At 60.3% G+C, this 23,669-nt stretch carries 23 protein-coding genes and 1 pseudogene; 8 read left to right on the top strand and 16 right to left on the bottom strand.

Annotation, left to right across the window (positions count from 1 at the left end):
* The first annotated feature begins 3 nt into the window (after positions 1-3).
* The 7 genes and pseudogenes from WCA85_RS03695 (at position 4) to WCA85_RS03725 (ending at position 6,432) form a co-directional block, all read left to right on the top strand.
* Complete coding sequence (locus tag WCA85_RS03695) at positions 4-1,437, top strand: LLM class flavin-dependent oxidoreductase (protein ID WP_424061825.1); 1,434 nt, start codon at positions 4-6, stop codon at positions 1,435-1,437.
* Positions 1,438-1,445: 8 nt separating this feature from the next.
* On the top strand, positions 1,446-2,216 hold the full coding sequence (locus WCA85_RS03700; protein WP_424061826.1) for an ABC transporter ATP-binding protein: 771 nt from the start codon (positions 1,446-1,448) through the stop codon (positions 2,214-2,216).
* Between the two features lie 13 nt (positions 2,217-2,229).
* Entirely contained in the window at positions 2,230-3,111 is an 882-nt protein-coding gene (locus WCA85_RS03705) for a branched-chain amino acid ABC transporter permease (protein ID WP_424061827.1), read from the top strand.
* Positions 3,112-3,289: 178 nt separating this feature from the next.
* Positions 3,290-3,736: pseudogene (locus tag WCA85_RS03710) on the top strand (branched-chain amino acid ABC transporter permease); the annotation flags it as partial.
* A gap of 88 nt (positions 3,737-3,824) precedes the next feature.
* Positions 3,825-4,244, top strand: coding sequence for a hypothetical protein (locus WCA85_RS03715; RefSeq protein WP_424061828.1), 420 nt, complete (start codon positions 3,825-3,827; stop codon positions 4,242-4,244).
* Complete coding sequence (locus tag WCA85_RS03720; RefSeq protein ID WP_424061829.1) at positions 4,241-5,584, top strand: ABC transporter substrate-binding protein; 1,344 nt, start codon at positions 4,241-4,243, stop codon at positions 5,582-5,584. The genes WCA85_RS03715 and WCA85_RS03720 overlap by 4 nt, the downstream gene beginning before the upstream one ends.
* Positions 5,585-5,616: 32 nt before the next feature.
* Positions 5,617-6,432: an ABC transporter ATP-binding protein gene (locus WCA85_RS03725; RefSeq protein WP_424061830.1), complete on the top strand. Its 816-nt coding sequence runs from the start codon at positions 5,617-5,619 to the stop codon at positions 6,430-6,432.
* A 42-nt stretch (positions 6,433-6,474) separates the two neighbouring features.
* Here WCA85_RS03725 and WCA85_RS03730 read toward each other — a convergent pair whose 3' ends face one another.
* The 5 genes from WCA85_RS03730 to WCA85_RS03750 all read right to left on the bottom strand — a co-directional run bounded on the left by WCA85_RS03730 (position 6,475) and on the right by WCA85_RS03750 (position 10,484).
* Positions 6,475-7,335: a DUF1571 domain-containing protein gene (locus tag WCA85_RS03730; protein WP_424061846.1), complete on the bottom strand. Its 861-nt coding sequence runs from the start codon at positions 7,333-7,335 to the stop codon at positions 6,475-6,477.
* A gap of 86 nt (positions 7,336-7,421) precedes the next feature.
* Positions 7,422-7,913, bottom strand: a complete 492-nt coding sequence (locus WCA85_RS03735; protein ID WP_424061831.1) for a hypothetical protein — start codon at positions 7,911-7,913, stop codon at positions 7,422-7,424.
* A gap of 214 nt (positions 7,914-8,127) precedes the next feature.
* Positions 8,128-8,925, bottom strand: a complete 798-nt coding sequence (locus WCA85_RS03740; RefSeq protein ID WP_424061832.1) for a TraB/GumN family protein — start codon at positions 8,923-8,925, stop codon at positions 8,128-8,130.
* Positions 8,926-8,989: 64 nt separating this feature from the next.
* On the bottom strand, positions 8,990-9,361 hold the full coding sequence (locus WCA85_RS03745) for a hypothetical protein (protein WP_424061833.1): 372 nt from the start codon (positions 9,359-9,361) through the stop codon (positions 8,990-8,992).
* A 145-nt stretch (positions 9,362-9,506) separates the two neighbouring features.
* Positions 9,507-10,484: an SDR family NAD(P)-dependent oxidoreductase gene (locus WCA85_RS03750; protein WP_424061834.1), complete on the bottom strand. Its 978-nt coding sequence runs from the start codon at positions 10,482-10,484 to the stop codon at positions 9,507-9,509.
* 121 nt (positions 10,485-10,605) lie between these two features.
* Here WCA85_RS03750 and WCA85_RS03755 point away from each other — a divergent pair, with 121 nt between their 5' ends.
* Positions 10,606-11,184, top strand: coding sequence for a TetR/AcrR family transcriptional regulator (locus tag WCA85_RS03755; RefSeq protein WP_424061835.1), 579 nt, complete (start codon positions 10,606-10,608; stop codon positions 11,182-11,184).
* A gap of 121 nt (positions 11,185-11,305) precedes the next feature.
* Here WCA85_RS03755 and WCA85_RS03760 read toward each other — a convergent pair whose 3' ends face one another.
* From WCA85_RS03760 to WCA85_RS03810, 11 genes are all read right to left on the bottom strand, one after another.
* Positions 11,306-13,270 (bottom strand): sigma-54-dependent Fis family transcriptional regulator, encoded by a 1,965-nt coding sequence (locus tag WCA85_RS03760; RefSeq protein ID WP_424061836.1) that lies wholly within the window; start codon positions 13,268-13,270, stop codon positions 11,306-11,308.
* Between the two features lie 422 nt (positions 13,271-13,692).
* A complete protein-coding gene (locus WCA85_RS03765; RefSeq protein ID WP_424061837.1) occupies positions 13,693-13,899 on the bottom strand; it encodes a hypothetical protein in 207 nt (68 codons plus the stop codon).
* A gap of 102 nt (positions 13,900-14,001) precedes the next feature.
* Complete coding sequence (locus WCA85_RS03770) at positions 14,002-15,639, bottom strand: molecular chaperone GroEL (RefSeq protein ID WP_424061838.1); 1,638 nt, start codon at positions 15,637-15,639, stop codon at positions 14,002-14,004.
* Positions 15,640-15,681: 42 nt separating this feature from the next.
* Complete coding sequence (locus WCA85_RS03775; protein ID WP_424061839.1) at positions 15,682-16,563, bottom strand: iron-sulfur cluster assembly protein; 882 nt, start codon at positions 16,561-16,563, stop codon at positions 15,682-15,684.
* Positions 16,560-17,585: an amidohydrolase family protein gene (locus tag WCA85_RS03780; protein WP_424061840.1), complete on the bottom strand. Its 1,026-nt coding sequence runs from the start codon at positions 17,583-17,585 to the stop codon at positions 16,560-16,562. Before WCA85_RS03780 ends, WCA85_RS03775 begins: the two co-directional genes overlap by 4 nt.
* A gap of 81 nt (positions 17,586-17,666) precedes the next feature.
* Positions 17,667-18,020 (bottom strand): MmoB/DmpM family protein, encoded by a 354-nt coding sequence (locus WCA85_RS03785; RefSeq protein WP_408256268.1) that lies wholly within the window; start codon positions 18,018-18,020, stop codon positions 17,667-17,669.
* A gap of 44 nt (positions 18,021-18,064) precedes the next feature.
* Positions 18,065-19,147, bottom strand: coding sequence for a toluene hydroxylase (locus WCA85_RS03790; RefSeq protein ID WP_424061841.1), 1,083 nt, complete (start codon positions 19,145-19,147; stop codon positions 18,065-18,067).
* Between the two features lie 60 nt (positions 19,148-19,207).
* Positions 19,208-20,290, bottom strand: a complete 1,083-nt coding sequence (locus WCA85_RS03795) for an NADH:ubiquinone reductase (Na(+)-transporting) subunit F (RefSeq protein ID WP_424061842.1) — start codon at positions 20,288-20,290, stop codon at positions 19,208-19,210.
* A gap of 56 nt (positions 20,291-20,346) precedes the next feature.
* Positions 20,347-22,017, bottom strand: a complete 1,671-nt coding sequence (locus WCA85_RS03800) for an aromatic/alkene/methane monooxygenase hydroxylase/oxygenase subunit alpha (RefSeq protein WP_424061843.1) — start codon at positions 22,015-22,017, stop codon at positions 20,347-20,349.
* 467 nt (positions 22,018-22,484) lie between these two features.
* Positions 22,485-22,688, bottom strand: a complete 204-nt coding sequence (locus tag WCA85_RS03805; RefSeq protein WP_424061844.1) for a hypothetical protein — start codon at positions 22,686-22,688, stop codon at positions 22,485-22,487.
* A 40-nt stretch (positions 22,689-22,728) separates the two neighbouring features.
* The coding region (locus WCA85_RS03810) for a WD40 repeat domain-containing protein (RefSeq protein ID WP_424061845.1) at positions 22,729-23,669 on the bottom strand (941 nt) is incomplete at its 5' end.

A 23,669-nucleotide genomic window follows, 5' to 3' on the forward strand; every position in this document is an offset into this window, starting at 1 on the left:
GTCATGAGCAAAGCCATCCGCTTCAATGCCTTCGAAATGAATTGCGTGGGTCACCAGTCGCCTGGTTTGTGGGCGCATCCGCGTGATCGTTCCTGGCAGTACAAGGACCTCACTTACTGGACCGATCTAGCGAAGGTGCTGGAAAAAGGCATCTTCGACGGCATTTTCATCGCCGACGTTATCGGTTACTACGACGTCTATAAGGGCAGCAACTTCCACGCGTTGCACCAGGCCGCTCAGATTCCCGTCAACGATCCGCTGCAACTCGCCGCGCCGATTGCCATGGTGACGGAGCATCTCAGCATCGGCATTACCGCGTCGACGAGCTTCGAGCATCCGTACACCTTCGCGCGCCGACTTTCCACCGCCGATCACCACACCAAGGGGCGCGTCGGTTGGAACATCGTCACGTCATATCTGGAAAGCGGTGCGAAGAATATCAGCGAAGGCGGTCTGCGCGATCACAGCAACCGCTATGAGGTCGCGAACGAATACGTCGAAGTGCTCTATAAACTGTTCGAAGGCAGTTGGGAAGAAGGCGCCGTCGTGCGTGACCGGAACAACCGTATCTTTACGAACCCCGACAAGGTCCACGAGATCGGCCATAAGGGCAAATTCTTCGACGTGCCCGGCTACCACCTGTGCGAGCCTTCGCCGCAACGCACGCCGGTGCTCTATCAGGCCGGCGCGTCCGGGCCGGGAAAGGCATTCGCGGCACAGCACGCCGAGTGCGTGTTCGTGGCTGCGCCCAGCCAGTCGGTGCTGAAGAACTACGTGGCAGACGTGCGGCGGCAGGCGGCCGAAGCGGGACGCGATCCACGCCAACTGCTGATCTACAACCTCGTCACCGTGATCGTTGACGAGACCGATGCAAAGGCACAAGCGAAGTTTGAGGAATACAGGAGCTATGTGTCGTACGACGGCTCACTCGTCTTCATGTCCGGTTGGACCGGTATCGACTTCGGCCAGTACGCACCCACCGAGCTCGTCAAACGGGTCGAGACCAACGCGATTGTGTCGGCAGTCGAGCATCTCGCCGGGGGCGACAAGTCCTGGACCATCGACGAGCTCGCAAAGTGGGGGGGCATCGGCGGACTAGGACCTGTGTTCGTCGGATCGGCCGCGACGGTCGCCGACATCCTGCAGCAATGGGTCGAAGCGACAGACGTCGACGGCTTCAACCTCGCTTACGCGATAGCACATGAGACCTTCGAGGACGTGGTGACCCATCTCGTGCCGGAGTTGCAGCGGCGCGGCGTATATCCGACCGCCTACAAGCCTGGAACACTGCGCGAGAAGCTGTTCGGCGCGGACGCGCTGCTGCCGTCAAACCACCCCGCCGCGCGCTTTCGCGACATCGAACGGGTCAAGCGCGAAAGCGCAGTGCAACCCGCCGACACGCCAGTCACGCCGCGTGAAGTTGAAACGATCAGGTGACACTGACCATGACGAATCCCCTGCTTCGCCTGCACAACGTCTCCCTGTCGTTCGAGGGTGTAAAAGCGATCTCCAACATCGGCTTCGAAGTGGCCACAGGCGAGATCTGTGCATTGATCGGACCGAACGGCGCCGGCAAAAGCTCACTGCTAAATGTCATCAATGGCGTGTACCGCGCCGACGCCGGGGACATCGTCTTTGACGGCACACGCTTTGAGCGTATCTATCCGCGCAAGGCTGCGTCGCTGGGCATTGGACGCACGTTCCAGCACAACGCGCTGTTCGAGCCGCTGTCGGTGCTCGATAACGTGCTCGCTGGCCTGACGCGGCACAGCCGCACCAGCTTTCTGGAGCACGCTTTGCGCTTTGGACGTGACCCGCAAGAGCGACGTGATTTCCGCGCACGCGCCGATGCGACGATCGACTTTCTCGAACTGGGACCCTACCGCCATGCGCGCGTCTCGACGTTGGCCTATGGCGTGCAAAAACGCGTCGACCTGGCTCGCGCGCTAGTTGGCCGGCCCAAGTTGCTTCTGCTGGACGAGCCGATGGCCGGCATGAACCAGCATGAAAAAGCCGAGATGAGCCGCTTTATCGCTGCCGTCAATAGTCAGTTCGGTACCACGGTGGTTTTGATCGAGCACGACATTGGCGTCGTCATGGGACTGTCCAGTCACGTGGTGGTGCTGGATTACGGGCGCAAGGTCGGCGATGGCTCACCCGACGAGGTGCGCCAGAACCCCGAAGTCATTAAGGCCTATCTCGGCACCGTTCACTAAGGCGCTCGCACTCATGACCTTGTTTCTGCAAACCCTCATCGGCGGATTGCTGGCCGGCGTGATGTATTCGCTGGTCGCCATCGGCTTCGTGCTCATCTACAAGGCCTCCGGCGTATTCAACTATGCACAGGGCTCGATCCTGCTGTTTGGTGCCCTCAGCTTCGTCACGTTGACCGAACACGGTGTGCCGTTCTGGCTGGCATTGCCCATCACCGGCGCGGCAATCGTTATCGTGTCGATCCTGATCGAGAGGCTCGTGCTCAGGCCGTTGATCAACCGCGATCCCCTGACGCTCTTCATGGCGACGTTGGGCCTGAGTTTCGTGATCGATGGTCTGGTGCAACTCTTCCTCGGCTCAGACGTGCACATGCTCGACCTCGGTATCAACGACGTGCCCGTCGCGATCGGCGGCATCTCCGTCAGCCAGTTCGATCTGGTGGCTTCGGGTGTGGCGGTGACGCTGGTGCTGGTCCTCTCGGTGGTGTTCAGCAAGACGCGCATGGGGATCTCACTGCGCGCGGTTGCTAACGACACGCTCGCCGCGCAATCGGTCGGCATTCAGTTGCCGCACATCTGGCGCATCGTCTGGAGCGTCGCCGGGCTGGTCTCACTGGTCGCGGGCCTGCTTTGGGGAGCGCGTCAGGGGGTGCAGTACTCGCTATCGCTGATCGCCCTCAAGGCGTTGCCCGTGTTGATCATCGGTGGCTTCTCTTCGGTCAACGGTGCGATCGTGGCCGGCCTCCTCGTCGGCGCGACTGAGAGCGTTGCCGATATCTACATCGGCCCGCTCGTCAACGGCAGCGTATCGACCTGGTTTGCGTACATCCTGTCAGTCGGCTTCCTGCTGATCCGTCCGACAGGTCTCTTCGGCGAACGCGCGATAGAAAGGGTTTGAAATGACAAGACATACGCAAAGTGCCCGCGTGACGCCGGTCCCTGGTGCGGCGTCCACACCTGGCCGCCTGAAGGATGCAAAAGCGCTCGCGCTGCTCGCAGGCTTTCTGGTGCTGGTGCTCGTGCCGCTTGGGGCAGGTGACTATCTTCTCAGTTCGATCCTGATTCCGACCATCATCATGGGCTTGGCCGCCGTTGGTCTGAATCTGGTCATGGGCTATGCCGGTCTCGTTTCGTTAGGTTCAGCAGCCTTCATGTCGATTGGCGCGTTCTCCGCCTACAACCTGCTGCTGCGCGTCCCGCTCCTGCCTTTGCCGCTCGTGATCGTGATCGCCGGCTTGATCTCGGCTGCGGGTGGGGTTGTGTTCGGGTTACCCAGTCTGCGCATCAAGGGCTTTTATCTGGCTGCCTCGACGCTCGGCGCGCAGTTCTTCATTGAGTGGCTGTTCACCAATTTCAGCTGGTTCTCCAACGGTAGCCAAACGCTGACGATCTCCGCGCCACGTCTGGAAGTTTTCGGGCACGACCTGAGTACGCCACAAGGCCGTTATCTGCTGGTTCTGGTGACAACCGCGCTGCTGCTCTGGCTGGCCCACAACATCGTGCACAGCCGCATCGGTCGCGACTGGATGGCGATCCGCGACATGGATACTGCCGCTGCCGTGCTGGGCACCCATATCGCAAGCCGCAAGCTGCAAGCTGCAGGCCTATGGCGTGAGTTCGTTCATCTGCGGCATCGCGGGTGCACTATGGGCCTTCGCTTATCTCGGCACCGCGGACGCGCACGCCTTCAGTCTCGACAAGTCGTTCCAGGTGCTGTTTATCGTGCTGATTGGCGGCACTGCCAGCCTCGCCGGCAACTTTCTCGGTGCGGTCCTGATCGTATTGCTGCCGATAGGACTTGAGCATCTGGTGGAAGCGACCGGCTTGTCCGACATCGTGAATATGGGCGCGTTGTCGAATCTGCAAGGGGTCGTGTTCGGGATCGTGATCATCGCCCTGCTCATCAAGGAACCGGACGGACTCGTCAGTCTTTCGCGCCGTCTGCTTCATTACGTTACCGCTGGCACTCGCCGGACCGCTCACGGTGTTGCTTCACCGGCTTCATTCCCCCTCGAAAAGGACGATTCATGACATCCACATTCCCGAAGCGGCTGCGCTGGGCCGCCGGGCTTCTGCTCGCCTGCACGCTGGGCGCCTCCTCGGTCGTCGCGGCAGACGACCATAGCGGCCAGCAACTGTTCCCGCTGTTCACCTATCGGACCGGCCCCTATGCGCCATCTGGCATTCCGTTCCTCGGTGGTAACCTCGATTACATCCGGTACGTCAATGAGGTTGAAGGCGGCGTCGACGGCGTGAAGATCTTCGTTCAGGAGTGCGAGACGGCGTACGAGATCGAGCGTGGCATTGAGTGCTACGAACGTTACAAGAAGGGTTATGACGGCGCACCCACGGCCGCGATCTATCCGCATTCGAGCGGCCTCGATGTCGCGCTGACGGACCGCTCGCGGGTCGACAAGGTGCCCATCATCTCGCCGGGTGGCGGTCAGAACGTCGCCACCGACGGCCGCGTATTTCCCTATCTGTTCCCATTGCTGTTCGATTACTGGAGCGAGGCGCAGATCGTTGTTGATTACATCGCGAAGCAGGCGGGCGGCTACGACAAGCTGAAGGGCGTCAAGATCGCCACGCTCTATCACGACTCCGGCTACGGGCGCGACACGATCCAGCCGCTGGATATCCTCGCGAAGAAATACGGCTTCGTGAACATTCAAATCCCGGTGCCCCCGCCAGGCGAACAACAGCAGGCGCAATGGGAAAAGATCAAGCAGGCCAACGCTGACTGGGTCTTCCTGCGTGGCTGGGGCGTCATGACGCCGGTTGCGATCAAGACAGCGGCGCGTGTTGGCTTCCCGGCCAATCGCATCATCGGCGATATCTGGAGCGGCTCGGAAGATGACGTCCGGCCAGCGGGGAGCGCTGCAAAGAACTACCAGGCAGTCTCGCTGTTCCCGTCCGGCACCGACTATCCCCTCCTCCAGTCGATCAAGTCGCACATCCTCGACGCGGGCAAGTCTGACCTGAAGGACAGGAGCAAGTTCGGTTCGGTCTACTACAACGACGGCGTGATCGAAGCGGTCATCTATGTGGAGGCGTTGCGCACCGGCCATAAGAAATTCGGCAATCGACCGCTTACCGCCGAGGAAGGTCAATGGGCATTCGAACATCTGAACATCGACGAAGCCCGTATCAAGCAACTCGGTATCGAAGGTCTGCTGAGTCCGCTGAAGACCTCTGCCGACAATCACAAGGGCGACGTGGCCGGCAAGATCATCCAGTGGGACGGAACGAAATGGGTTGCGCAGACTGACTGGATCAAGCCTGATCCCTCGCTGTTCCACGACATCGTCTTTGCCAAGGCCGCCGCGTACGCGAAGGAAAAGGGCCTGACGTTACGCACGGCAGCGAATTGACTTCTTCACTTCAGTACTCAACGGAGCCCGTCATGAGCGAAACGGCACAGCCTCCCCTGCTCGAGGTTGATGACATCCATGCCCACTACGGTCAGGCAATCGAAGCCGTGCGCGGTGTGTCGCTGACCGTTCCCCAGGCGGGCATCGTCGCGCTGCTTGGCGCGAACGGTGCCGGCAAGACCACCACCCTAAAGGCGATTTCGAACCTGTTGGGCCCCGAGCGCGGCACGGTGGGCCGGGGTCGCATTCTGCTGCGCGGCGAACCGGCCAACCGCTTGTCCGCGTCCGACCTCGTCAAACGAGGCGTCGTGCAGGTGCTTGAAGGGCGCCGCTGTTTCGCGCAACTGACAGTCGAGGAAAACCTGGTGAGCGGTGGCTTCCTGCGCGGCCCGTCGCGACAGCAACTGAAGGCAGATCTCGATCAGATCTATGCGTGGTTTCCGCGCCTGCGTGACAAGCGCGCCACGCGAGCCGGACTCACCTCAGGCGGCGAGCAGCAGATGATTGCCATTGGGCGGGCATTGATGACGCGGCCGGCATTGGTACTGCTCGACGAGCCGTCCATGGGACTCGCGCCTATCATCGTGCAGGAGATCTTCGAGATCATCGATACGTTGCGGCGCATCCAGCAGGTCAGTTTTCTCATCGCCGAGCAAAACGCCAATCTTGCGCTGCACTACGCGGACCACGGCTACATTCTTGAGAACGGCATCGTCGCGGCTTCGGGCAGTTCCGCTGAACTCAGATTGCGCGACGACGTGACAGACTTCTACCTCGGTGCGCGGCGCGACCCTCATGCGGAGCCGCATGATGCGCTGGCGGTTTCTCTGAACGCAAGCGTGGCTTAGAACCCGATACATCACACAAGCGCGGTGGCAAGGGGACACGGCCTAGAACCGGTAGGCCGGATTTTTCGGGTCGAATGTCGAATCGTCGAAGGTTTCCGGAGTGATCGTTTTGAATACGATCTTCTCGAAGAGCCGGCCTTCGTTGTCGTAGGACTCAGCGCTTCGGAACCACGGATGCCGCAGGTCGAGCCCGAGCGTTTCTTTCTTCGCGTAGTACTCGGGCCGGCCGGTCGGCGTTTCGTACGTGAAGGCGACCACGCGCACGCCGTCGATGGTTTTCACCTCGATCTGGCTCAGGCGCGTGATGCCGGTCTGCGCAACCCTTTCGCCTTCCGCGAGGAACCGACTTACGATGAACTCGGTGCCGAGATCGCGCACCTGATGATTCGATTGCGCATGCGCAAGCGCGCCGTTCAGCGACGCCCACATCGGTATCACACTCAGCAGACCGCCCAGGTGGCCATACACTTCGTCGCGGCGTATGGATTCGTCGTAGATTATTTCCTGGCCCGAGTGCGCACCGTCGGGCAGCCATTTCGCGTAGATCCGCAGTGGCTGGCGCGTAAGCCGCACCAGCATTTGATCGGGGCGTCTGGGCCATATCCCGCGGATGCGCTCCTGACGCACCATCGTAAACTCGTACGACGGATATCCGTTCGGCCCTTCCTTGATATAGCGCGGCACAGTAAGCGGATCGAATGACTGGAACAGCGCAAGCAGTTGTGCGTCGTCGAGTCTTTCGAGCGCGCCGCTCTGCGCCGCGGCGCGCAGCCAGCGCACCTGTTGATCGACCGGCAGCTCGCCAACCTGCGCCGGCGAAACATCGGACCCTGTCGCTGCGGTCGCTGTTTCCTCGGCGACTGCGCAGCACGCGATCCAGGGCGACGCGCAGCCGGCAGCCATCAACCAGACGACGCTTGTGACGATGATGCGTAGGTTCATCGGTAGCCCGGACGTAAGGGGGTAAGTCGCGCATAGGTAGTCATGCGCTAACGGTGCCCCCCGCCGCCGCCGCCGTGAAACCCGCCGGCTCCAACGAAGGCGTCCCCTCCGTGAAAACCGCCTCCTCCATGAAAACCGCCATGCGGACCGAAGTGTGTATGGTCCATATGATGGAAATGATGGAAGCGATCGACGAAGACGAACCCGCCGAAGCCAAACCCCACCGGCCCATAAAACCACGGATCGTCATATGAATAGTACGCATAGGGTGGTGGCGGATAATCATATTCCAAATCCACGCCCGCGGTCTGCTGCTGGATTTGCCACGTGCCGTCGGGCCGTTTGCACGCAAGGCCCGATATGTTCTGCTGGACACCATCGATATCCGCCGTGCCGTTGACCATACGACACGTGGGTGCCACCGCCGATGGGGTCATCGTGTCGTTCAGCGGTCCAGCCGGGGCAGGCTGCGACACCGTCGGCGTCGTGCACGCGACACAACTGCAAAGCACAATACCAAGTCCAATAAAGTTGCGCATGATTGCGTCCTGCTCGACGGTCCGGTGACACGACGCGGAACGTCGCGTCAATACCGTGAAGACCCCATCGGTTCGCCTCGCAGATCGCGTTGCCGGAGTGTGTGACTTCGCATAGGAAGAAGTTGTGCACGACGGCGCGGACCTGCTAGAGGTATAACGCGATTCCGGCTTGCACTATTCCGCTCGCTGCGGGACGGGACTGTTACGCCGTGTTTCAAGGCAACCGGGAATACCCAGGGAAATGCCAGGGCTGAGCGCGCAAGCGTAGCCCGCGCTTAAACAAGAGAGAGGACAAGCTGGTAGGGCCGACCATATGCGAGGCTCCCACCACAATGAGTCGACGTTCCCGATCGCTCACCATCTGGGCGATAGTTGGCACCCAGTCTCTGTTGCGGCGGTCGATCAAAATATCGAACATTGCTGGCCATCGTCGACGACGTTCCGCCAGCACGGCATCGAAGGGGCCGGTGTTGCCCTGCTTCCACGCGGTCACCATTGAAGACAGCACCGAAACACCGAGATCACCGTTGACGAAATACTCCAGCATCGAGGCCTGTTCAGCGATGGGCGACGATTGCAACGCGTTGGTCTGTGCTTCAACCTTCTCGAGACGCGCGCGATGCTTTGCAGCGTCGGCCGCACGATCCCAAAGAACCCTGTCTATGCCTCGCTCGAACACATAACCGTGCCGCGCTGCCTGGTTAATGTGGAGGATCTGGGCCACCGCGCCGGGCTTGAACCGCAGAAGGTTATCCTCGGGCAGCCCAAGTCGGACCCAGTTTGAACGCGCTTTCGCTAACGTGATATCGGACACACAATCTTTTAGCGTTGTTCCACTCGGAAGCAACAGGGGGGCGGAGTCGGGACGTTCCGAAAGATCTGCTTCGAATACGATCTGGCTGGCGGTTCTGAACACTTCTGCGACAGTGATCGGCAACCGAAGCGGACTGAGGTTGGTGAAATGGACCGAACCCAGAACGTAGGTCTCGGAACCCTCAATCTTCCAGAGCATGCGGACCTCCCTTTTCAAAAAACTGGCAAACGGGCTCACCCCCGTGCCGAAGCATCCCCCTGGATCAACGGCGTTTCATTTTCAGCACGCGCGAAATCTGACCCAGCGTAAAACCACTGTTCTCCACGTACTTTGCGTAGTCAAGCGGCGCAGTAAGCGACTCTTCGGTGACATAGTCGCCCATGAAACGGAACCGGTCCGTTGACGTTCGGACAAAAACAGGGATTGGGTCAGTCTGCCGCGCGAGCGTTCGACCGGCCGCGCGTGAAGCGGCGCCGCCATCACAAACAATAACATCCGGTGCGTAGGGATTGAGATCCTGACGCAATCGCGCGGCGACCACCTTGCCGCCCTTCACCGGCAGGAATGCCTGTTTGCATCCCCCCGTTACCCTATGAATATCTTCCCGAGAATACTCTTTTCCGATTTCAAACATGGTTCCGCTCCGAAGTATGACGCATGGCTGAAGGCCGGTAGCGTCAAGCGGAGCGATGATATCTACCTGTATCTAAATCCCTTGTAAAGAGTCTGGGTTGTTTAGTAAATAAGGTGGGGGTTTAATCCAGGACCCATCGTACAGATCAGAACGATTCCGCAACCATCTCTTCGCTCTTGCGCCAAAGCGCGGCAGCATTTGCAGCGTCGAGCGCGTAACCTCTAACGCCCTCACTGACGGGCGTAATGACAACGTCGTCGGCAACAACTTCGCTCACGTGACAGTTTTCGCAATATCTGCCTCCAACGTCTTCAACTGGCGCCACCAGCGCGGCCCATACCGAAGTCGCCGCCCCCTGCGGAATGGTCTTGAACTGGAACGGCCCTTTCCCCTCCGATGCAAGCTGACTGTTGATTCGTTCCAGAAGCGCGGTCATCTGACTGTCGTCCATGTGGCGGCCCAGTTCTGTGTGGATCCCTCCGGGATGAACGGCAGTTGCGCGGACGCCGCGCGCCTGATGCCGCTGATCGAAAGCGACCGCAAAGAGGATGTTGGCCGTCTTGGAGCGTCCGTATGCAACGAACGGATCGTATGGCGTGCGCTCAAAGCCGGGGTCGCCGAGATCCACATTTGCGAAACGGTGCCCCGACGACGCCAGTGCGACCACTCGACCGCCAGACGCGATCAGCGATGCCAGACGATTCACGAGCACGAAGTGCCCTAGATGATTGGTGCCGAACTGCGTCTCGAATCCGTCTGCTGTCTTGCCAAAAGGCGTCGCCATCACGCCCGCATTCGCAATGATGACGTCAAGGGATTTGCCTTCCTCCTGCAGCTTGTCGGCGCAAGCCCGGACGCTCGCGAGGCTCGCGAGATCGAGCGCAACCAGCTCGATGCTGCCGCCTGCCGCAGCGGTGTCGCGCCGCGCGTCGGCAATCGCATGCTGCGCCTTCTCCAGGTCCCTCGCCGCGCCGATAACGTTCGCCCCGCGCGCAGCGAGCGCCCGCGCAGTTTCCACGCCGAGGCCCGCCGAAACACCCGTTACAAGAATTCGTTTGCCGTGAAGATCGACGCCCGAGAGCACGTCGTCCGTCGTCGAAGTCGCACCAAATTTGCCAGCCATTTCGCCTCTCCATCACAATAGCGTTGACGCCATTCCCTGTTCGGGATAAAACGGAGCCACCCTCCGCTTTTACAATATACTAAACGGAGTTACCCTCCGCTTGCAAGCATTCAGGGTGCAAATGAACCACTCAACACCAAAAGAACGGAAACCCAGGGCCGACGCGCTCCGTAATCGCGAGCGCATTCTCGAAGAAGCGAAAACGGCGTTCACGCGCGCGGGAGGCGACATTAGTCTCGAGGACGTCGCGCGCCAGGCGGGGGTGGGCGCCGGCACGCTATACCGCCACTTCCCGACGCGGGATGCGTTGCTGGAGAGCGTTTACCGCGCCGAGGTGCAGAAGCTCGCAGAGGAAGCGCGGAAGCTGGCGGATTCGCTGCCCCCGCCTGATGCGCTGCGAGCGTGGATGATGCTCTTCGTCGACTACATTGCTACGAAGAAGATCATCGCGCCTGCCTTGAATTCAATTATCGGAGGGCCGACGAAGTTGTTCGAGTCATCCGGCGCCCAGATCACGGACGCAATCCAATCGCTGGTTACGCGCGCAATCGAAAGTGGCGACATCCGCGCCGATCTCGACCCGCTGGATCTTCTTCGCGCACTCGTGGGCGTTTCGAACGTCGCGTCTGCACCAGACTGGCAGCAAAGTGCAAAAAGACTGGTGGATATACTTCTGCTCGGGTCCCGGCCAACTGAATAGATTTCATAACCGAGGCGGGTAGCCTTAACCATGCGACATGCCGTCACCCGAGCCTTTTACGAGTCACGCGCTTTCATAACGACCACGAGATTTGACAGCGGCCTTCGAACCCGCGAAAACCTCATTCCTTCGACGCTGGTTTGACAAGGCCTTCCAACTGATAAAGCCCGATCTTGCGATAGAGCGTGCTTCGCGAGACGCCGAGTGCACGAGCGGCCTGCGCAAGGTTGCCGTGCGCGTTGTGTACGGCGCGCGAAATGGCTAAACGCTCCGCTTCCTCAAGACTGGTGCCGTCGTCGCGAGGCACCGGCATCCCGCCAGACATTGCAGCTTCGTCGAGCAACTCAGAAGGCAATTCGTTGAACGACACAACGGAAGCGCGAGACGTCAAAAGCATATTCTCAATGACATTGCGCATTTCCCGTACATTGCCCGGCCACGAATAAGCACGGAGCACCGCCATGATCTCGGTGCTCAATTGGCGTTCAGGGACTCCGTGCCGCAAGGCGAGCTTCCTGTTGAAGTGCTCGACGAGCAGATCGATATCAATGTCCCGCTCACGCAGTGGGGGAATGCGTATGCGCGTCACACTGATCCGGTAATACAGGTCGCGGCGGAAGTGACCTGACTCGACTTCCTCTCGCAGATTCCGGTTGGTCATCGCGAGCAGGCGCACATCGACGCGCCTTGGTTGCGTATCTCCAAGACGGTAGATGATGCCTTCTTCCAGCACGCGCAACAGCACCGGTTGCAGTTCGAGCGGCATCTCGCCGATCTCGTCGAGGCAAAGCGTTCCACCGTGAGCTAGCTCGAAGCGGCCGGCTCGCCCTTCTGTTGTCGCGCCGGTAAAAGCGCCGCGCACGTGACCGAATAACTCGCTGGCAATCAGTTCTTTCGACGCAGCCCCACAGTTGTACGCGACGAACGGGCCACCTCCTCGCTCTTCGCCATGAATAGCGCGCGCGAACAGTTCCTTGCCGACCCCTGTTTCACCCTCGATTAGCACCGGCACGCGCTTGCTGGCGAGTTGCCGCCCGCGATTGACGGCGGCCTGCATTGCCTCACTTTGTCCCTGGATCTGCGCGAAGCAGTTGCGTTGCGGATCAGCCTCGCTACTGCACTCCGCCAACCGTACATTGACGGACCGCGTTCGTGCGGGAACGACCAGCATGGCCCCAATCGTGTTGCCGTCGACGACGACGGGATTGAACCATTCGGCGCTCAACCCCGCGGGCAAATGCTGCACCCAGTCCTCCACCGCAGAAGTTTCATTCATCCCCGGGAAACGCTCGCCGATGCCCACCGGCAACGCGAGTCTGCCGGTGGTGTGCACGAGCCGTCCACTGCGGTCTATCGCAACCATGCCAGTTGCATCCGACGACGACAAGCGTTGCAGGCAGAAGGTCAATAAACGCATGTGCTCGCGAGCGGCCTGTTCGGCGAGCACCATTTCAATCTGGCGCGCAGCAGTCACGGCCAAGGTGAGGTTGTTGATCTGGTACGTTGAAGGTGGTCCGGAAATATCGAGTACACCCAAAACCTTACCGGTGCCGGGTTCGCAAATCGGCGCCGCGGCGCAACTCCACGCCTTGATGCCTTCACAGAAGTGCTCCGAAGCGTGGATATAGGTCGGCTCACGGGTTGCCAGCGCGGTGCCGATACCATTAGTGCCCGCCCTGCCCTCGCCCCAGTCGCCGCCAAGTGTCAAATGGATTTTTTCGCCCGCCGCCTGCGTGCGCAAATCGCCGGCCGCTTTCAGGATCACGCCGTCCTGGTTCGTGAGCAGCAGAACTGAATGCGAATCAGCGAAAAGGTCGGCCGTGACAGTGAACAGGCGGTCGGCCGCTGCCAGCAGGTCGCGATGGCGCCAGCACAGCGCCGCAACCTCGTCGCCGTGCACCGCGATCGGTGCCGAGACCGCAGTCGGACTGACGCCGGACTGCAAGCTGCGTTGCCATGAGTCGATGAGCGCCGGTGGAGCAGAAGTAGACGGCTCGCCCGCCAGAAAGCGCTCCCACGCGAGCATCGTGCCCCGATCGGAATGACGGAGATTGGCGCGCTGCGCGTTGGCTACGATGCTCCGCATCGCAGCCTGATCACCTAGACCCAACATGCTGCCAATCTGATGTCTCCTCGCCACAACTTTCCTCCGGGGCGATGGGTCAACGCGAAGCCGGGCTCTGCGGCCGGCTTCGTCTTGACTACCTAGAATGTCATGGCTGAGCGTATCGTGTGGACTTCTATTTTTCAAACCCAGCAGCTAACGCGCGCCCAGTATATGCCTGGATCTTCAACAAGTCTTTTGGGGGAAACACGGCCAGCGCATTGGATCGCGCCCCTTTGTTAAAAACCGCGAGCGCGTCCAGCGTTGCGACGATCGTCACCCACGCGCGATTCGTGTACCTGTCCACCACTTCTTCGCAACTCGTGAATCACAGCAACGCGCAACCGTGCCTGGCACCCGCCCAAAAACGCAAAGGCAGCGGCCGAGATACACAGGTATGGCGATCACACCATTGCTTTAGCGATCACGCCGGCGACGCCGCGCAAAAACGGGGCAATCGTTGCACTCACATCGTTCATCAAAACACACGTCCCACACAGCGTGATGCTCCAGCCCAACGTGAACCGGAGCAGGCGAATCGAACGCATCGCGCCAAGATACTGGGCAGTCGTCGCGATTGCGCTGAAGTGGCGGGCCGTTCCTGTTGCCATGGTTTGTCTCCTTCTACCGGTGGCCACCCGGTTCGTACCGGCAGCGGCCTTGCTGTGCCGGTCCCCGATACGGAGACCGGCAGCGGTGTCATCCTCATGCGCCTACTGACGCCCGAGCAGTTCGGCGCCTGCGCCTAGCGCCGGTCCGGCGGTTGGATCGATCGTCTCCGGCTTCTTGGCAATCAACGTCTGGGTGGTGAGAATCAACCCGGCTACCGATGCCGCATTGCGCACCGCGCTATAGCTGACCTTGACCGGATCGATGATGCCGGCGTCGACAAGATTAACGAAAGCGCCACTACGTGCGTCGAGACCCATACCGGGTTTTGCCCGCACCGCTTCGTTTACGATGGCCGCGCCGTCGAGGCCGCAATTCGTCGCGATGTGAAACAGCGGTTTCGCCAACGCGCGCTGCAAAAGCCGTGCACCTTGCTGCACGCTACCTTGACTACGAGCAATGACGCCCTCCAGTTCGGACGAGACCCGCAACAAGGCCATACCACCACCAGGCACGACGCCTTCGGCAATCGCCGCGCGCGCCGCGTGAATCGCGTCGTCAATCAGGTGCAGCCGACGCTTCTGTTCGACCGGGGTCGCGCCACCCGCAAGAATCAGCGCGGTGCCGCCCGACAGTTTGGCAAGGCGGACCTGATACTTGTCGCGCTCAACGTTCTCCGGCGCCATCTCATACTGACGCGCCACCTGCTGACGGCGCGCGGCAACCGCAGCCGGATCGCCGCCGCCGGCTGTGATGATGGTCTGATTCGACGAGATGCGCACCTGCCGCGCGCTACCGAGGTCGCGCAATTCAGTGGTTTCCAGCTTCCCGCCCAGATCACGGGCAACGACCTTGCCGCCTGTGACGATTGCGATGTCCTCGAGCATCGCCTTGCGCCAGTGTCCGTACTCCGGTGGATGAATCGCCGCCACCGGCATGCCGCCGTTGTCGCGCCATGCGAGCAACGTCATCACGCAGGCCGGCGCCACCTCTTCAGCAATAATCAGCAGCGGGCGTTTGCTCTGCGTCGCGAGCGCCTGCAGCGCCGCGACTTCTTCCTGCGATTGCAGCCGCTGGTCGGTCATCAGAATGAGCGGGTTGTCCAGCACCACCTGCATTCTCTCGATGTCCGTCACCATGTGGTGCGACAGGTAGCCACGATCGAACGCCATGCCGTCTACCACTTCCAGACGGGTTTCGACCGTGGTGCCGTATTCCACATCGACAATCCCGTCGGCGCCCACCCGCTCCAATGCTTCGGCTACTAACTTCCCGGTGAATTCATCGTTGGCCGCCACCACCGCCACGGCGCGCACTTCGTCACCGCTGCGCAGGGGCGTCGCAGCGCGCTTGAGCGCTTCGATTGCCTCGTTGACGGCCAGTTCCAGACCTTGCACCAGCTCGACAGGATTGGCGCCTTGCGCGAGGCAGGCGAGGCCGTCCTGAACCAGTGCATCGGCTAGAACGGTCGCAGTGGTCGTGCCGTCGCCCGCGACCTGGTTGGTCTGTTTGGATACTTCACGCACGACTTGCGCGCCGATATTCTCAAACGGATCTTCAAGTTCGATCTCATTGGCAATGCTGACACCGTCGCGCGAGATGATCGGCGTGCCGATTGGCCGGTCGATGATTGCGTTCATTCCGCGCGGGCCGAGCGTGCCTCGCACTGCCTTGGCCAGCTTCGCAACGCCTCGACCTAGCGCCATGCGCGCCTCGTCGTCATGCAGCATGATATTCGGCATGATTCTGCTCCTCCTGATCCGGTTAGTTCGGATGACTGTTTTTTACTCTGCTGCTCCGGACGCCTCTCGTGCTGGCGCAAACGTACCTGCGGGCTTCGAACTGCCAGTGCGGATGAAATGCACCGGTTTGATCTCGACCTCTGACGCTGGGGTGCAGCTTTCGCCATAGCGGGCAGCCAGAAGACCGCGGCATAGCGCGCCGTTGAATTCCGCATTGACGCCGACCCTTCGCAATCCACGCAGGTAGGCACCCAGTTCGTCGGGATTCAGCGGTGCACCTTCCGTGTCGATAAAAGCCGGTTCGTCGTCCTGCTCTGCTTCGTCAGTACAGCGCCCCACTACAAAACGTCGCTCGCGATAGCGCAATACCAGGCGCTGGGTTTTCCCATCGTCTGTGCTCGCGCTTGCAAACGCCGAAAGCTGTGCCATGCTTAAGCGCACCAGCGTCGCTGGATCGTTGCCTTCTGCCACGAGCCAGCTTAAAAGCGCCTCCTGCCGCCGCTGAAAAGCCTTCACGAGAAAAATGCGCCGCACGTCCTCCACTTCGCCATTGGCTTCGCTGCCAAAGGTCTGCTGGAAAGATAGTCCAGCGGCTACACCCCGATTGATCTCGGTGGCATACATATGCTCGTCAAGTGTGATCGTGATGTTCGTCACCCACGGCAGGCCTGCTATCGCCTGTCGCATGTCGTCCGCCATCAGATAGGCGAAGTTGGCCGCACACCAGTAGGTCGGCAAGCGGAAGCCGATCGATACGCAGCCGCCATCGACCTCCACCGTGGTGACGAAACCCAGCTCCGTCACCGACTCGTCGAGTTCCGGGTCAGCGACCGCTTCGAGCCGGGACCAGACTTCGGCGACCCGGCTGGAAGCGTCCTTCGACACGATGCCGGCCGGTGTCTGCACTACGCGTGCGGCGATCATGCGCCAACCGCTGCCGGTTGCCGGACGTCCTCCAGCAGCGCCTTTTGCGCCTCGACGTCGATGCCATACAGGCGCGCCGCATTGAGCCCAAGGATCTTCTTCTTGGCCGTTAGCGACAACTGCACGCCGGTTTCCTTGGCTACCGACTCCGGCAATTCGAAGGCCATGAACTTCTCGATCAGCCATTTCGGCGACCAGATGCCGTAGTCGCTGCCGTATAGGATCTTGTCCTCGCCGATCCAGAACAGCAGCTCCGAGATCACATGCGCGAAGTACTCAGGCCGGGTATGGATGAACGGCAGCACCACCGCGAGCCCACCGTAGACGTTCGTCTCCTGGGTCGCGATCCAGCAGAAATCGTCAAGCCGTGGCAAGCCACAGTGCTCGACGATGAAATTCAGGTTTTGAAAGCTGGTCGCAGCATCGTCAACGTCCGCCACGTCGAACGCGTCGCGATTCAGCGGCAGAATCGTCGGTCCCTTGTGGACGTGGATGTTCTTGATACCCAGCTTCTCACAGCGCTCAAAATAACGTTGCACGCTGGGGTCCGACAGCTTGTAGCCCTTGCTGTCGCCGCGCCATTCCGCCGTGTAGAGCTTGACGCCCTGAATCTTGTAGAGCGACGCAAGTTCCTCAAGACGATCGAGTCCTGCTTCGCCATCTCGCGGATCGAATGCGCCATTGACGATAAAGCGGTTCGGATACTTTTGCTTCAGCACGTAGTTGGATTCCGTCGTGTTGAAGCCGTTCTTGTAGAAGTCCGTCAGATAGGTCGGCTGACAGATCGCCATGTCGTCGTAACCCGTGACGAACAGGTCGTTGTACATCGCTTCTTCGCCGTATTTGTCGAACTTCTCCTTGGGCCACAAATACTCCTTGGGGCTCAGGTTCGAGTGATAGGCGTAGAAGCAGTCAATGAATTGCTGGCCGTGCACGTTTTTAAGGTTGGCCTTGCTGGCGTCCCATAGATGAACATGCCCGTCGATGATGAAGATTTCCTCACCGTCCGTGGTTCGATACATGGCATTCGTCTCCTTGGTTGCACGAGCGGCCCGTCGCCCTTGAGGGCAACCGGCCGCCTGGTTAGCTGGCGGGGTGTTCGCTCACTCGTAAGCCATCGCATCGTCCATATTGCCGAACAGCACGACCGTCTCGTCGTCGATCATCACCATCCGCCCGTAGTGGGTCGAGGTAGAAATTTCGAACAGATGCGGCGTCATCTCGCGACCGAGCACTTCGCTGATCTCGCCCATCCTGAACTCGATCTTGCCCTGCCCATCGATACGGATCATCGCGGGTAGATAGGTCACCGTGATGCCGGGCTTGGCGGACATCAGTTCCGCAATCGCCCGCGCCTCGACGCTGTCGTTCATCGTCACGCCACATTGATGCGAGATGGTCTGTTCGAAGCGGACGTCCTTCATCGACTTGAAAATATTGTCGGTATGCACTGACATTGCGTACTCCTCTTCGCGGTTGGTTCGAATAGGTCGAGAAGCGCTCAAGCGCGGATCGACGACGGAAAGTGAACGCCGATTTCTCTGGCAATCATCTCCGCCCGCTCTATCGCGCTGTTCAGACAGTCGTTGAACTGGGCCGTCTTCACGTGCGGAATCGACCAGATCGGCTGCAGTTGCTTTGCTGCCGCTGACGCCAGCGCACCGTGTGTTTCCAGCCAGGTGCCAAACAGCTTGCGGTTGGCTTCGCCGTGCAGCGGGTCGTTAGCCAGCATATGGAACAGTTCGACAGCATTGGCCAGATTGCGCTCATAGTCGCCTTCCGCTGCGGACACGACAGTCGGCGTCAGAAAATCGTTTTGCGCGGCAGCGACCTGCATGATGAATCCGCTGCGGAACAGATCCGCTACGAGCGGTTCGAATACCACGTTCACGGCGAAGTACTTCTCCAGAAAATCGGTGGCGCCGCCGATCGTTTCCACTGCCCGGCGCGTGTCCTGCCAGATGGGGTCGTTGAGCCAGTGCTGCTTGCCGGCATCGAGATCGAGATTGGGCAGGTCCAGCGCGATCTCGCCCAGGTAAAGCGTCAGGTCCTGCGCAAAGCGCAGCTTGTACGACGCGTTCGTGAGGATGGCGCTATTGATCATCTGCGTGTAGCCGTAGCGCTGCGCATGCATGGTGGCGGTGCCCAAACCGAACTCCGCATGCTTGTATGCGCCCAGATGCTGTTCCAGTACCTTGATCCAGGTTTTGTCGAAACGCTTGACTGCCCCCGAGCGCCGCGCGTTCTGGATCGCGCCGGTAATCATGCCAACGATGGTCGACTGACGTTGGTAATGGGTGCGCTCCCACTCTTCGTCGACAGCGCGAAACCGATGCCAGTCCGAGCATTTGGCCGCCGTCCAGGTTTCCGAATACGTCGGTGTGCCGTCAGCGAATGCAAGAATCCAGTCTTGCAGCAGATAGCGTTTCGGGTCCGGCTGCACATCAACGGTCATGTCTTCGTAGTGGCTCGCCTTGCGTCCCTTCGGCTCGAAGTAGTTGTACTTGCGGCTGTCCCAGCCGGCAAACTGGGCCGCGCCGGCCGCGCCCGACTTCACTGGCGACTGCTCTGCCAACGTACTCATGTTAGTCCTCCTTCGTGTTTCGGTTATGGGCACTTCGAATAGGCGTTTTGCCAGATTCGGTCAGCGAACCGCCTGCGTAAACTTGTCGAAATAAAGCCGCTCAGGCGCGACGCCCGCCATCTGAAGCACCGGCATCACCGCCTCGATCATCGGGGTGGGACCGCATGTGTAAGCATCGATCTCGCCAGCGAGCGCTTCTGCGCGCAAGGCGCGGCCGAGCACTTCGTGGATGAAGCCCGTCTCGCCCGTCCAGCTGTCGTCCGGTTCGGCATTCGAGAGGGCCGGAATAAAGCGGAAATCAGGCAGTTTTTCCTCCAGCTCCGCGAATTCGTCGAGATAGAACAGATCGCGTCGGCTACGCGCGCCGTAGAAGAAGCGGATCGGGCGCTCTTCGCCGCTTTGGACGTGATCATTGAGGATCGACCACAGCGGCGACATCCCTGACCCTCCGCCCACGAGCACCATCGGTCCAGGCTGATCCTCGCGCCGAAAACAGGTACCGTACGGCCCTTTCGCGATCAGCCTGTCGCCTGGATTCAGTCCACCATCCAGTTGCGATGAAAACGCGCCATTGGGATACTTCTTGATAATGAATTTCAGCGTCGATTCGCCATCGGGCGTGTTCGCCATCGAGAACGACCGCGTGATGCCAACTCCCGGAATCGTCAGGTCAACGTATTGCCCGGCCCAAAAGCGCAGCGGCCTCGACAACCTCACTTCAAGCAGCCTGATATCGTGCGTGAGCGCGGTGATCTTCGTGAGCGTCGCGTCATACTCGCTCACGGCGATCGAACGACGCATCAGGTCTTCGTCATAATTCAGCAGTTCTACAGTCAGATCACTGTAGGCGAGCGTGCGGCACAACAGGATATGGCCGGATTCGCGCTCGTAGTCGGGCAACGCGAAGGTCGAATACTTTTTTAGTTCGACATCGCCCTCGACCAGCAGCGACTTGCAACTGCTGCACTGCCCCTCCTTGCACCCGTGCATCACCGCAATGCCTTGGCGAAACGCGGCATCCAGCACGGTCTCTCCTTCCGCCACCGACATCTGCACACCGACCGGCTCGAAGTAAACGGTATGGAATACTTTGTCGTCGCCTGTGTCCGCCATCTCGCGCCTCGTCTCTTGCGTGTCGCTCATTGTGTGCTCCTGATCCGTCCGGCGGCGATAGGGCTGCCGCCGGACGGATGGCTTCGTCAATTCACCGGATTGATCTTGAAGCCGGCGCGATACTCGGCAATGTGTTTCTCGCGCTGCTCCGGTGTCATGCCGCGCAAGAGGACGATCGGGCTCTGGATTGTGTGACCACGCACATGGTCGAGCGTCCACATCTGCCTGTCGTCAAAACGTAGATGCGGTTGCGGCACGAGCGTCTTACCGTCGCTGCGCACAAAGCCGAGATCCTTGATGCAATCGGCCAGATCCCAGCCGTGGTAGCACTCTTCCCATTGGCGGCGCCCGCTGAAGCGGCCCATTGCCGGAGTCGGTCTGCCTTCGTATTCCGGCGCGAATGCCACCTTATGGGTCCAGCGGCACAGTTCCGAACAATACGTATAGAGTTCGCCGTCAACCTCGTCGACCACGAAGTCTTCCCGAATCAGACAGGGCACGAGACAGCTCCAGCAACGGTGTGGATACACGTAACCGTTTTCCTGGTCGAACAGCATGTTGGTTTCGCCCGGCACGCTTTTCTTCGCGTACCACTTCCAGAAGTCGCCGAATTCGGCGTACCAGCCGGGGTACTTGTGTTCGAACCATTCGAAGTCTTTCTCGGTCTGCGCTTCGATGCGCCAGAAGTTGACCGGCCAGCCCACCGAGAAGAACTGCGCAACCTTGTGGACATAGTTTTGCTTGACGATGCGGTCCCAGGCGGCACCGACATCATCGTGGTGAATCTTGATGCCGTACTTCTCCAGCGGCAGCATGTAGGTGCGGTAGTAGTCCTCGTAGATCCACCGGTGCCACAACTCTGCGTACGACTCCTTGTTCTTGTCGCGGTCCGTGGTGCCGTATTCGATGAAGGTGCCGATCGCCGCGTCGACGATTGCGTGGTTCTGCCAGAACGCATAGCGCAGATCGCGCTCGAGCAGCAAATGGTTGTCCGGATCGTTGATGATCGACATCACCAGCGAGTGACCATTGCCGATATGGCGGCTTTCATCCGACTGCACAGAAAGGAACACAGTCGGCAACGCATAGTCGCCGTTACGGGCGGCTTCTGATGGCATCGCGACAAACAGCGTGTTCGTGAACGCCGTTTCGGCCACCACCTGCAGAAACACGTTAGCTGCAGTAACCGCATCGCCGGTGAGGAACCCCTCGGCGAACTGACGGCCGATCGTGGTGGCGTAGCACTTGCCAAACGCGGCTTCAGTAATATCGAACCCGGCCGGATCGATATAGTTTTCCATGTACCACTTTTTCAGATTCATCTGGATCGTGGAGTGTCGGAACTCGTCGACCATCTGCATCGTGAAGCCGGTGCGTAGCTCTTCACCCGGTGCGAGCCGACCTAGCATCGCCATTGAACGTGCCGCCGAAATTTCGGGGAACGGAATGATCGCGAGGAACAGCTTCATCCATTCGACCCAGCGGGGCTGGACGTTGCGGAACATGTCGCCGCGCAATGCCGCGTCGAGCGCGCCGTAGACGCGGTTGTCCTTTTCCTCCTGCATCGGGAAATAAGAGCGCAGCACCTGTTTCATCGGGTCACGTGGCGCCTTGCTGATCTTGTAGTCCGTCGGGAAGGTCATGGCCTCCTGGACGTAACTCGGAGTCCAGCCGAGATCGGCGACGCGGCGTGCCGCCTCCCCAATACTGATCCCACGCTGGGACGTGATCTTGTTGAGCGTTAATCCATCAGACATTGAGCTCTCCTAGTTCCATTTCGATAACTGTCGCAATGCGACGCTTCGGGCAGGGCCGGCTGGCGCCAGGACCAGAGTCAACAACACGGGCGGGCCGTCTCGTTAGCAAGCGAAGAGTTCGGCAGAGGGAACGGAAGGACAGGCCTGCTGGTCCGGTCTTCATGATCGTGTCTCCTGCTGTTTTCGTTTTGCGTTCGGGACGTCAACGCTTTCGGATTGACCTGCACTACTAGAGCGATAAGCGTGCCAGAAGGGGTTATTTGTTGATCCTCAAGCCTGGCAACCCGCACAGGCATGGGTTAAAAACTCCCGCAGTCCGCCATGTTGTGTTCTGCGACAACTCCGCTTCACGAAGCTGTCCGATATTGGGACGTTTGGATCGGACGGCGCGTTCTGGATCGACCTTCTATTTTCTTTCGGATGCCTTATTTTCTGTCACGGACAATGGGGTAAACCATGTCGTGCATCTACGTCGCAACACTGCCATGGCTTTCACCTGCGATAGTCATGCTTTGGGCGGAATCGTCGGGCCCTTTTCCTTCAGAAACAAAACGTGCCGTCAAAATCAGCGCGCCCAGCGCGAAGTCCTTGCCGTAGGCTTCGATCATCTCGTCTGCCACGGCGCCAAGGCGCTCGAAGAACTGCTCTTTCGGGGGGTGTCCGTTATTCATGGTTGTCTCCGTGTTGATATGTGATGGAAGCAGGACCCATCTATCTGCGGCTTCCGAAGCGGAACAGCTCGTCCGGCAGAAACACTAGCGCCAGCTCGCCCGCCTCGGTTCCAACAGCAAGCGCCCCACCGTCTGGCGACCAGGCCATCGCGCTTACTGCGCTATTGCCGGAACCCTTGATGAACAATATGTCGCTACTGCCTGGCTGACACAGCAAGACCGCACCGCTGTGATAACCCACTGCAATCAGCGGATGAGACGGATGGCAGGCCACCTTGCTTACCGGCGCCTTGCCCGCGACACCGCATTCGTGCGGCTCGTCGTCGGCGCCGGGCGGATCGAAGCGCCAGCACACTGCGCGCATGCCGCCGCTGGTGGCGAGAAAGCGGCCGTCTGCCGAAAACGATAACGAGCGGGGCTGCCCGGGATAGCCGCCCATCTCGATGTCTGCGCCGTCGGGCAGCCGCCAGCCATGCAGCGCGTTCTCCTCCATGCCGCTGACGAGGTAGCGGCCGTCAGGGCTCCACACCACGTTTCGGTGATAGCCCGGCCATGCAAGCAGACGCTCGCGGAGCGAGTCGGCCGCCCAAAGCGTGACACCGCCATGATGCGAGATTGCCAGTTGTGTACCAGCCGGGTCGACGGCCAGCGATGTTGCCGATCCCGGTAGCATCAGGCAGGCGGGTTTGTCGCCAAGCCAATGAACCCGGCGGCCGCATGCATACGCGCGGCCACCCGTTGGGCTGGCGGCCACGCGGTCGATCCATGCGCCGTCCTCATGCACGATGAGTTCGCTCGTGCCATCGAGGCGCAGATGGACGAGACGGCCATCGTCACCGGCGCTGAGGAATCCGCCAGCAGGATCGGCAGCAAGGGCCAGACACGTGCCCTCATGAGCGCTGTAGCGCGCGAGCGGCGCCGGTGGCGCCAGTGCCTGCACGAACTCGACGCCGCCGCTCGCGCGTGGCTTGAGTCGGGGGC

It is taken from the genome of Paraburkholderia sp., assembly GCF_049581445.1.
In the GTDB taxonomy this organism is placed as follows: domain Bacteria; phylum Pseudomonadota; class Gammaproteobacteria; order Burkholderiales; family Burkholderiaceae; genus Paraburkholderia.

Coding starts and splice junctions, on each gene's coding strand:
- WCA85_RS03720 (WP_424061829.1), top strand. CDS start 4,241: ATGACATCCACATTCCCGAAGCGGCTGCGCTGGGCCGCCGGGCTTCTG.
- WCA85_RS03740 (WP_424061832.1), bottom strand. CDS start 8,925: ATGCTCTGGAAGATTGAGGGTTCCGAGACCTACGTTCTGGGTTCGGTC.
- WCA85_RS03765 (WP_424061837.1), bottom strand. CDS start 13,899: ATGGCAACAGGAACGGCCCGCCACTTCAGCGCAATCGCGACGACTGCC.
- WCA85_RS03745 (WP_424061833.1), bottom strand. CDS start 9,361: ATGTTTGAAATCGGAAAAGAGTATTCTCGGGAAGATATTCATAGGGTA.
- WCA85_RS03805 (WP_424061844.1), bottom strand. CDS start 22,688: ATGAATAACGGACACCCCCCGAAAGAGCAGTTCTTCGAGCGCCTTGGC.
- WCA85_RS03785 (WP_408256268.1), bottom strand. CDS start 18,020: ATGTCAGTGCATACCGACAATATTTTCAAGTCGATGAAGGACGTCCGC.
- WCA85_RS03800 (WP_424061843.1), bottom strand. CDS start 22,017: ATGTCTGATGGATTAACGCTCAACAAGATCACGTCCCAGCGTGGGATC.
- WCA85_RS03700 (WP_424061826.1), top strand. CDS start 1,446: ATGACGAATCCCCTGCTTCGCCTGCACAACGTCTCCCTGTCGTTCGAG.
- WCA85_RS03730 (WP_424061846.1), bottom strand. CDS start 7,335: ATGGCTGCCGGCTGCGCGTCGCCCTGGATCGCGTGCTGCGCAGTCGCC.
- WCA85_RS03695 (WP_424061825.1), top strand. CDS start 4: ATGAGCAAAGCCATCCGCTTCAATGCCTTCGAAATGAATTGCGTGGGT.
- WCA85_RS03725 (WP_424061830.1), top strand. CDS start 5,617: ATGAGCGAAACGGCACAGCCTCCCCTGCTCGAGGTTGATGACATCCAT.
- WCA85_RS03775 (WP_424061839.1), bottom strand. CDS start 16,563: ATGATCGCCGCACGCGTAGTGCAGACACCGGCCGGCATCGTGTCGAAG.
- WCA85_RS03760 (WP_424061836.1), bottom strand. CDS start 13,270: ATGCGGAGCATCGTAGCCAACGCGCAGCGCGCCAATCTCCGTCATTCC.
- WCA85_RS03735 (WP_424061831.1), bottom strand. CDS start 7,913: ATGCGCAACTTTATTGGACTTGGTATTGTGCTTTGCAGTTGTGTCGCG.
- WCA85_RS03750 (WP_424061834.1), bottom strand. CDS start 10,484: ATGGCTGGCAAATTTGGTGCGACTTCGACGACGGACGACGTGCTCTCG.
- WCA85_RS03770 (WP_424061838.1), bottom strand. CDS start 15,639: ATGCCGAATATCATGCTGCATGACGACGAGGCGCGCATGGCGCTAGGT.
- WCA85_RS03790 (WP_424061841.1), bottom strand. CDS start 19,147: ATGAGTACGTTGGCAGAGCAGTCGCCAGTGAAGTCGGGCGCGGCCGGC.
- WCA85_RS03755 (WP_424061835.1), top strand. CDS start 10,606: ATGAACCACTCAACACCAAAAGAACGGAAACCCAGGGCCGACGCGCTC.
- WCA85_RS03705 (WP_424061827.1), top strand. CDS start 2,230: ATGACCTTGTTTCTGCAAACCCTCATCGGCGGATTGCTGGCCGGCGTG.
- WCA85_RS03795 (WP_424061842.1), bottom strand. CDS start 20,290: ATGAGCGACACGCAAGAGACGAGGCGCGAGATGGCGGACACAGGCGAC.
- WCA85_RS03780 (WP_424061840.1), bottom strand. CDS start 17,585: ATGTATCGAACCACGGACGGTGAGGAAATCTTCATCATCGACGGGCAT.